The organism is Streptomyces sp. NPDC127084, assembly GCF_042724175.1.
GTDB lineage: Bacteria > Actinomycetota > Actinomycetes > Streptomycetales > Streptomycetaceae > Streptomyces.
On the sequence record NZ_JBHXFA010000006.1, the window covers coordinates 39,336 to 44,380 of the forward strand.

Annotated in this window: 6 protein-coding genes and 1 pseudogene; 4 read left to right on the forward strand and 3 right to left on the reverse strand. The window is 69.9% G+C overall.

What is annotated here, in order from left to right; translation table 11 throughout:
• Window positions 1-105: 105 nt before the first annotated feature.
• Window positions 106-447 (forward strand): annotated as a pseudogene (locus tag ACFWI9_RS02900) (DedA family protein); the annotation flags it as partial.
• A 15-nt stretch (window positions 448-462) separates the two neighbouring features.
• Here ACFWI9_RS02900 and ACFWI9_RS02905 read toward each other — a convergent pair.
• Both ACFWI9_RS02905 and ACFWI9_RS02910 read right to left on the reverse strand, forming a co-directional pair.
• A complete protein-coding gene (locus ACFWI9_RS02905; RefSeq protein ID WP_387158631.1) occupies window positions 463-720 on the reverse strand; it encodes a DUF2277 domain-containing protein in 258 nt (85 codons plus the stop codon).
• A 132-nt stretch (window positions 721-852) separates the two neighbouring features.
• Window positions 853-1,821 (reverse strand): alpha/beta hydrolase family esterase, encoded by a 969-nt coding sequence (locus ACFWI9_RS02910; protein WP_387158633.1) that lies wholly within the window; start codon window positions 1,819-1,821, stop codon window positions 853-855.
• 249 nt (window positions 1,822-2,070) lie between these two features.
• On the opposite strand from ACFWI9_RS02910, the gene ACFWI9_RS02915 reads away from it, so the two are divergent.
• Window positions 2,071-2,745, forward strand: coding sequence for a DUF998 domain-containing protein (locus ACFWI9_RS02915; RefSeq protein ID WP_387158634.1), 675 nt, complete (start codon window positions 2,071-2,073; stop codon window positions 2,743-2,745).
• Between the two features lie 471 nt (window positions 2,746-3,216).
• Here ACFWI9_RS02915 and ACFWI9_RS02920 read toward each other — a convergent pair whose 3' ends face one another.
• The gene (locus ACFWI9_RS02920) at window positions 3,217-3,414 is read right to left on the reverse strand and encodes a hypothetical protein (protein ID WP_387158636.1); all 198 of its coding nucleotides are present in this window, start codon (window positions 3,412-3,414) and stop codon (window positions 3,217-3,219) included.
• 190 nt (window positions 3,415-3,604) lie between these two features.
• On the opposite strand from ACFWI9_RS02920, the gene ACFWI9_RS02925 reads away from it, so the two are divergent.
• Together ACFWI9_RS02925 and ACFWI9_RS02930 are read left to right on the forward strand one after the other, a co-directional pair.
• On the forward strand, window positions 3,605-4,051 hold the full coding sequence (locus tag ACFWI9_RS02925; protein WP_387158638.1) for an SMI1/KNR4 family protein: 447 nt from the start codon (window positions 3,605-3,607) through the stop codon (window positions 4,049-4,051).
• A gap of 495 nt (window positions 4,052-4,546) precedes the next feature.
• Window positions 4,547-4,936 (forward strand): hypothetical protein, encoded by a 390-nt coding sequence (locus ACFWI9_RS02930; RefSeq protein ID WP_387158640.1) that lies wholly within the window; start codon window positions 4,547-4,549, stop codon window positions 4,934-4,936.
• Window positions 4,937-5,045 lie beyond the last annotated feature (109 nt).

The window sequence follows — 5,045 nt, forward strand, 5'->3', positions numbered from 1 at the left end:
TCGGCCGGCCCCGCCCCCGCGCGCCGCGCGCGCGGCGCCCGCGGGGGGGGGGGGGGGGCGGGGCGGCCCGCGGGCGGGCCCCCGCCCCCCCCCCCCCCCCCCCCACGGCGGTTGTCGACCGCGCAGGAACGTCTCGGCAGGGCCCTGGCGCGTGGCGGCGGCCTGCTCGTGGTCATCGCGCGCTTCGCCCCGGCCGGCCGCTCGGTGGTCTCCCTGGGCGCGGGAGCCGCGCGCCGCAGGGTCAAGGAGTTCCTGCCGTGGTCAGTCCTGGCAGCCGTGGCATGGGCGGGTTACAGCGTCGGCGTCGGCTATGTCGGCGGTCAGTGGCTGGGCGCCACGTGGCTGGGCGTGGCGGTCTCGGTGCTCGCGCTCTTCGCGGCGGGCACCCTGGCCGCGTACTTCGTGCGGCGTCCGGCGCCGGCTCAACCGCCGACGCCGAAGCCGTAGTCCGCTTCCCTCCCGCTAGTCCGCCTGCGCCCCCTGGGCCGCGCGCGTCTCGTGGACCGCGTGTGCTCCACGCACTTCGAGGCCTCCGAGCAGGGCGAGGGTCGCCTCGGTGATCTCGTCCACAGCCCGCTCGAACACCTCCCTGTTGTGCGCGGCGGGCGCCCGGAAGCCGGAGACCTTCCGTACGAACTGAAGGGCGGCTGCCCTGGCCTCCTCCTCGGTGGCCTCATGCGGGAGGGCGGGCGGGCGGAGGGTCTTGATACTGCGGCACATGCCTCCAGTCTGACCCCTCCACCCCGTGCCCGGTGCGGAAACCGGACGGTGGGTGGAGGCGGTGGCGGTCGGGTCAAGGCCGAGGCACATGCGACCCGGGACGTGAAAGACCAAGCTCGGAAGTCACGACGCTCAGCCCGCGGCGTGCGACTCGAAGAAGTCCCAAGCCGCTTCCGAAGCGTCGAAGGCGGACGTGGTCGGCCCCACGAGCCAGGTCGGCAGGTACTGCTTGCCGCCGGGCCAGGTGTGCCCACCGCCCGTCACCGTGTAGGTCTTGACCTGGGTCCGGCCGTGGCACTCGGTGGCCTCGGCGACAGTGACGGAGGTGGGGTCTCCCGCTGCCGCCGGCAACTGCGACTTCCTGGTGCCCGAGCAGCGGTTCACCGCCCGCCATTTCGCCGCGGTGTCGGCGAACGAAAGGACGGGCGCCTCCTTGCCCCCGACACCCGAGCCACCGCCGTCATAGGGAATCAGCGGATCGGCCGTGCCGCCCACGAGCATCACCGGCAGCGGACGGCTGGGGCGGCACGTCGGCGCTGTGGCCACTGGCATCTGCCCGGTGACGGACGCGATGCCGGCCAGGCGGTCCGCCAGTCGGCAACCGAGGTACTGGGTCATGATCCCGCCGTTGGACATACCGATCGCGTAGACCCTGGAGGCGTCGGCGCGCTCCTGGCGGGTCAGTTTGTCCACCAGGGTCCGCATGAATTCGGCGTCGTCGATGCCCAACTTCGAGGCAAGGGTCGCGTCCCGGCTGTCCGACCAGCCCAGCCCGACGCTCACCGGATAGACCACGGCGAAGCCGTTCTCGTCGGCGACACGGTTCATATGCGTCAGCTGGGCCATGCCCTCGTTGGTCTGCCAATGACCGTGGAGCACCAACATGACCGGCAGCCCGGACAGAGAGGAGTGCCCGGCGGGAAGGTGGACGTCATACGAGCGCAGGAGCCCCCCGGACCACACGTACCCCTTCGAGTCCTGTGACGCGGCGGTGGCAGGGCTGGCTGCGGCAGCCGTGGCAGAACCGGCCGGCCCGCCGACCGCCAAGAGGGCCGCCGCGGCGAAAAGCGAGGCGAACCGTATACGAAGCAACGTTGACATGGCCGCATCCTGGGACAGCAGCCGCGCCAAGGGAAGGCCTCCGACCGAGGATGATCCTGTGAATCCGCCGCGGCGGTCCGCGGGAGTACACGTCACCTGCCGGCGCCTTCGCCCGAGACCCGGCGGGCACCGAAGTGTCCGCGCTGCGGCGGGTGGTGACGGTTGGTTATCCCAGCGGATGCCGGTGGAGCGATCCTGTCGGCGCGCCAAAGACAGCCTCGTGGTTGGCGTGGTGAAAAGGTCGTCCGCATGAATGGTCGCGAGCTACCCACCTCCAGAAGAGTGATGATCGGAGGGTTGGCATGGATTGCTGTTGTGCAAATTTTCCTCATCGACACTGTTGTGGCAGCGCGGTGGTTTCCGGATTACCGGTTGAGGCGCGATCCTATTTCCGCTCTAGGGATTACGCACTGCGGACGCATCAACGGAGTCTGGGGTTGCTCCTCATGGCATGAGGCGAGCGATATCGCTTGGATGATCTCCGGAATCTGCCTCATCATCGGCGCCTGGTGCAATATCAGTTTCTTTCGACCCACCCTGTGGAGAAACGCAGGACTGTCCGCGGCCGCCATCAGCGGAGCGGGTCTGGTCTCCACCGCCCTGAATCCTTTGAACGAGCGAGTGGCCCCGCATCTCGTGTCCGCCGGGTTCAGCATTGCCTTCGGGGGCATGGGGGCCTTTTTCCTGGGTTTGGTATTTCTCCGGAGAGGCGACCGCCGGTGGGGAGCAACGGGGATCGTATGCGGGATTGTCAGCCTCATCGCCGGTCTGGGCATCCGCGTCGATGCGCTCCGACCATTGCAGGGAATGTATGAACGCGTGGCCATCTGGCCGAACATCGCCTGGATTATCGGCACCGGGATTATCATCCTGCAAGCGGCATGGAAGGGCCGCAGCACTTCCCTCATGACCGATGACGGTTGACCGGCACCGCCGGGCCGCAGCCCCCGCCGCGCCACCGCCTGTGCTCGGCGCCTCCTGGCAGACCGTCCACCGACGGCTCACGGACTGGTCCGCGGCACGGGTGCGGGCCAAGACGCACCGCGCCCCGGCTCTCGGCCGCGGACCGGCGCCAGGGGCGGCCTACCGGTGGTGCCACACCTCTGCCCGGAGTGATGTCCCAGAAGCCGCCGGCGATTTCCCCCGCGAAGAACGACGCCCAGCTCAAGACCATGTCGCCGGCGCGCTGCGTGCCCCGATCGAACTCGAAGCCGGGCCGGCCCAGGTCGCCCGTATGGCGCGAGCGCCGCACAGTCGTCCCTGTTCACGGCCTCATGATCGCCCGCACAACGCTGCCGACACAATCCGACCGAATGGCCCGGAGGAAGCACCGTGGCCCGGGGCTCTGCTCCACCCCTTCGCGACGCCGGTCGAGACGACGCCTCATGCCGTGCCTTATGCCGCGTCCGGAACGTTCGCCTCCCGCGCGGGCACAGCCGCCACCGCCGCGGCCCACTCCACCAGCAGCGCCTGGTAGACGGCCTCGTCCGCGGCTGACAGCCGCCCTCCCGAACGAGCCCAGAGCGCGCGGATCTCCGTGTTCACCACGGCGGCGGAACGCACGGAACCAGGCTTGCGGAGGTCGGGGGACATGTGTACAAGGTTACGGGTCCGCACTGACAACAGGCACCCAAAGGCCGTTGCGGGTGACGGAGACCATACTGGCGATGTTCCACTGCCGCAGACGCTGGAGCGCGCCGCGCCTCGCGTCGCGGCATCCTCGCCGTAATCGGGGGCGCCCCTCCGGCACACGGTCCCAGCGCGTGGGAATAGGCTCGCGGCCATGTGGAAAGAGACGGCTCTGGAGATCTTTCCCGGTTCCGACTTCCGGGAGCCGGTGCGGGCATCCGAGATCACCGCCGCGGAACGGCGGCTCCAGCGGGTGCTGCCGACGGATCTCAAGCAGTTGCTGCTCGAAAGCGACGGCGTGCTCGGACACACCTCGGTCGGCACGGTCTGGAGTCTCGACGAGATCGTCGAACAGAACCTGACCTTCTGGTCCGACCCGACCTTCGCTCAGCTGTACATGCCGTTCGACGCGCTCCTGTTCTTCGGGGACAACGGCGGCGGCGACCAGTTCGCCTTCGTACAGAAGCCCGCACGACCCGATGTGTTCGTCTGGGAGCACGAGTGCGACAGCCGCCGATGGGTCGCAAGGGACCTGCGGGACTACCTGTCCCGTTCGCTCCGTGAGGGCGGAGACGACTGGTACCACGTCGCGTCCGGCTGACCGGACCCGACCTCACCGCACCGGACCTCACCGCACCGCCGCAGGGACCTCACCGCACCGCCGCCGCACCGTGGGTCCATGACGCCTCCCGCTCCGTACGGGCCCTGACCGATCCGGGTCGCCGACCGTGCGACCGCGACCGCAGCGAGGCGGGCGGGAGTCCGGGAGACCGTCGACGCTTCACGCCACTCCGCGTCCAGCCGCCTGACGGGCCTGGTCGCGTTCAAGCCCTTCCGCGAGAGAGGTACGCGGCGTCACCGCGCAAGCCCATCGTGACCGCGAGGGGCAGGTTTCATCCTGGTGGACGAGAGAAGCCGCCTGCACGCGTGCGCGCGTGACGCCGGCACGCCGGGCGTCGGTTCCCGGTTCAACGATTTTTCGTCACATGAGGTGTCACCTGCGGCAAGTCGGACTTACCCGAGCATTTCGGATGTGAACATCGACGTGTCCGACCCAGGCAGGCACATCAGGTGCCTGCGGTGAAAGGAGCACTGAATGCGGGCTTCCCGTATTGCCGCCGCGCTGGGCGTAGCGGCCGCCATCCTGATGGGTGGCGCCACGACCGCCAACGCCGCCCCCGCGCCTTCGGCGGTATCCCACGCCGCGTACGACCGCGACCACGACCGCGGCGACAACCGCCGTGACAACCGTGGACACGACCGCGGTGACAACCGCAGGCACGACCGCGGGCACGACTTCAGGCGCGGCAACCGTGACGGCCGCTGGGGCCACCACCACGGCCGCCACCACCGCGACGGCCGTTGGGGTCACCCCCGCAACCGCTGGGGCCACTGGGGTCCTTGGGGTCACTTGGGCCACCCGCGCCACGGTCACCCGCATCACCATGGCCACCACCGGGGTCACGACCGCTACGACCACCGCTGAGGTGCTTGAGGGTGGCCGCCCCCCCGCCGGGGGGGGGCCCCCCGCCCGGGGGGCGCCTCGCCGACTGGAGGAGAAGGCCCGAAAGCTGCGGGACCAGAGTGAACAGGAG

Coding starts and splice junctions, on each gene's coding strand:
- ACFWI9_RS02905 (WP_387158631.1), bottom strand. CDS start 720: ATGTGCCGCAGTATCAAGACCCTCCGCCCGCCCGCCCTCCCGCATGAG.
- ACFWI9_RS02910 (WP_387158633.1), bottom strand. CDS start 1,821: ATGTCAACGTTGCTTCGTATACGGTTCGCCTCGCTTTTCGCCGCGGCG.
- ACFWI9_RS02915 (WP_387158634.1), top strand. CDS start 2,071: ATGAATGGTCGCGAGCTACCCACCTCCAGAAGAGTGATGATCGGAGGG.
- ACFWI9_RS02920 (WP_387158636.1), bottom strand. CDS start 3,414: ATGTCCCCCGACCTCCGCAAGCCTGGTTCCGTGCGTTCCGCCGCCGTG.
- ACFWI9_RS02925 (WP_387158638.1), top strand. CDS start 3,605: ATGTGGAAAGAGACGGCTCTGGAGATCTTTCCCGGTTCCGACTTCCGG.
- ACFWI9_RS02930 (WP_387158640.1), top strand. CDS start 4,547: ATGCGGGCTTCCCGTATTGCCGCCGCGCTGGGCGTAGCGGCCGCCATC.